At 50.2% G+C, this 2,750-nt stretch carries 4 protein-coding genes; all 4 read right to left on the bottom strand.

Annotated features, from left to right (window positions below; all coding sequences use genetic code 11):
• Nucleotides 1-615 (bottom strand): VENN motif pre-toxin domain-containing protein (locus F0169_RS25425; RefSeq protein WP_172979554.1); only part of this gene is annotated, 615 nt, incomplete at its 3' end.
• 151 nt (nt 616-766) lie between these two features.
• A complete protein-coding gene (locus F0169_RS25420) occupies nt 767-1,306 on the bottom strand; it encodes a DUF2247 family protein (RefSeq protein ID WP_152747954.1) in 540 nt (179 codons plus the stop codon).
• Between the two features lie 443 nt (nt 1,307-1,749).
• Nucleotides 1,750-2,154: a DUF6911 family protein gene (locus F0169_RS25410; protein ID WP_152747953.1), complete on the bottom strand. Its 405-nt coding sequence runs from the start codon at nt 2,152-2,154 to the stop codon at nt 1,750-1,752.
• The coding region (locus F0169_RS25405; RefSeq protein WP_206670187.1) for a cytidine deaminase-like fold-containing protein at nt 2,151-2,750 on the bottom strand (600 nt) is incomplete at its 5' end. The genes F0169_RS25410 and F0169_RS25405, both read right to left, overlap by 4 nt.

Raw genomic sequence — 2,750 nt, 5'->3', positions numbered from 1 at the left:
ACCACTATTGCTCGTCAGTGGCGGCCTGTCCGTCGAAGCTTTTGCCACCGCCTCGAACTCGGCCTTGGTGACCTTAGCAGCGACCTTTTCCGCCAGCAAGGCGCCGCCCTTCACGACCCCCCCGCCAACTGAAAGAACACCCGCCATATCACTCAACAGCTTTCCAGTTTCAACCCCAGCCAGGTATGAACCACTGGCACCGGCTTCTTCAAACTGTGCCTGCAATGTATCAATGCGGTCGATGTACGTCTGTTTGACCGAATCCCAAACGCCGCCGCTCTCAACCACGACCTTGAGGGCCGCGTACGTTTCCCCAAGGTTGCCCGCGGTGTGCACGATGCTATCAACGGCGTCATTCAGCCCCAACACAGCGCCAGCGGCAGTACCTGCTGTAAAACTGGCGTCTTGCGCGATGTCGATCGCCATCCACTTGGTCGCAGTTCCTGTCCGGCAAACCGTGCCCTCGCAGCCGGCCATTTCCGCGTCACGCTGAGCTTTCTGCGCCTTGCTCAGGTAGTTGTTCTGAACAGCATTACTACCCGCTTGCGCGCCCGTCACTGCACCGCTCAGGTCACCACCTGCAATCGTAAGCGATCCATAATCCCATCTAGTCAACGACGGGCGGCGCGTTTAGGAATGCAATCGAGGAGATCAGTCGTCAGGGTGCAGGGTGGTAGACAGAAGGAGGCAAAAGGACTGCAAAAAGGCTACAGGCGGCAAAAAGGGTGCAAACGCACCGGCCAACGCCGGTGTCGATAGTGCCTGATCAAGTTAAAGCTTTTCTACAGCTCAAAGCAACCAGCTCATCTTTCAACCATTGTTCATGCTCATGAACAACGTGATCATAGTTCGATGCAGAGTGGTATTGATTCTGCGGCAAAGTCATCGCACCAGGGATCATCGACAGTGGAGCATCAGCAGGCCAATCCCAGCCTGACCAAAACTCAGACAACTTTATCAACCCATAGAGCGGGTCAGAGTCCAGATTTGCTAATAATTCTTCCAATGCAAACGCTCGCCATATTCTTTTAGCTCGTTGCACTTCTGCATTTTGAAAATCGCTCATTTTTTTCAACTGTGGGCATAGCTCAGATAAAGGCAGATCACTATCGTTAGCTAAACTAACAATCACATCGAGCAAGGGATTATTCCCAGCAACCTTTTCAAGTTCAGCGCTTGCAAAGTCTTCCACACAAGACGTTGGCAATTTCCCCGAAAGGCTAGGAACACCACAGACCCCCTTAAGCAAAACGGCCCAGTCGGTCAAGCCACATTTGGTAATTCGCTCAAAAACTGCTTGAATCATGGTTTCACCGGCATACCGTTAATAGTTCCATTTGGTACAAACATTCTGCATGTTCCACCGCACAACTTCGGATCTACGATCCATTCAAACCTACCCGACACACCGTTGTAGCTGCCTGATACTTGGTAAAGCGACGAGCCATTGTTGAGAGAAAAATTAGCCGCACTATTTGCATAGTTATCGACAATATCGGGAAAACCATGCGCAACCGGAGTCGAGGGGAACTCCTGAGTCGCATAAGGACCATTGAGCCTTTCTGGCTCTGAGTACACAGGTATTGGTTTACCATCAGCTCCAACAACTTGTTTATTCGGAAGTTGGTCTACTTTGTTTCCGCTACCTTGCCCCTTCGTACCATTCCCAATACGCGCGTCGACTAGAATATCATTCGATAGCGCTCCTACACCTTTTGCACCAACTAGTCAGATGACATTGGGTGGAGCTTACGCCATGATATCTACGGACACATTTCCTGCACGAGCGAATTCTATAAAAACAGTACAAACAAGCTCTACATCACGCGTGACCGCCCTAGCAGGATACATCTCACCTAAAATACTGACTAGTTCGTTTTTCGAGTTGAGATCAGTTAAAGTTCTCACTCCATGCTCACCCTCTCTATCATATTCGCTAAGCATCAGTAAGAAATTTCCACTCTCAAAATACAGTACCAACTCATAGGGCTGACCTTCACATTCCAACTGACGCCGCATCGTGATAACGCCGGAGTGCTCACTGATAGAACTCAATACGTCCCGAATAAAAAACTCTTCAGGATCCACGAAAACTTCTAGCTGATGGCGACCGCCATTAGAGTCAACAATATAACCTCCAAAAACCATACTCATGGCACTTCCTTAATCGACCGCATTCCCGGCACCCAATTATATTTTTTTGGTAATCCTGTTACGTCGTCCATCGCCTGAACAGTTAAAGATTTCAATCCGGCTTTTTCCGCCGCTGCTGCTATATCACCTTTGCAAAAACCACATACGTCTTTACCTGCAACGCTCATAGCCATATCAGCCCCCTGGGTCTTGCCAGCATTATATGCCTGCTGTATGACTCCAATTTCTGCATGAGCGTCGGCCATATTTCCGTTCGGCAACGGTTTTCCTGCTGCTTCAATCTTGGTCGCTACTCGATCAGATATCAGGGTTGGCTCATCTGGATTTGCCTGAGCAATTGGGCGAGCTGTTTGGTTTACATCAGTAAATGCTGCATCCCCAATTTTCCCCTCGGCAGTGACAACCGGAGAAATGCCTTTTGCCACCGCCTCGAACTCGGCCTTGGTGACCTTAGCAGCGACCTTTTCCGCCAGCAAGGCGCCGCCCTTCACGACTCCCCCGCCAACTGAAAGAACACCCGCCATATCACTCAACAGCTTTCCAGTTTCAACCCCAGCCAGGTATGAACCACTGGGACCGGCTTCTTCAAACTGTGC

Source organism: Pseudomonas kitaguniensis (genome assembly GCF_009296165.1).
GTDB lineage: Bacteria > Pseudomonadota > Gammaproteobacteria > Pseudomonadales > Pseudomonadaceae > Aquipseudomonas > Aquipseudomonas kitaguniensis.
Note: the sequence above shows the minus strand (reverse complement) of the source record. Positions and strands in the feature narration are given on the sequence as shown.

What these genes read in the sequence shown, in the direction of transcription:
- F0169_RS25420 (WP_152747954.1), bottom strand. Translation starts at nt 1,306, where the DNA reads ATGATTCAAGCAGTTTTTGAGCGAATTACCAAATGTGGCTTGACCGAC.
- F0169_RS25410 (WP_152747953.1), bottom strand. Translation starts at nt 2,154, where the DNA reads ATGAGTATGGTTTTTGGAGGTTATATTGTTGACTCTAATGGCGGTCGC.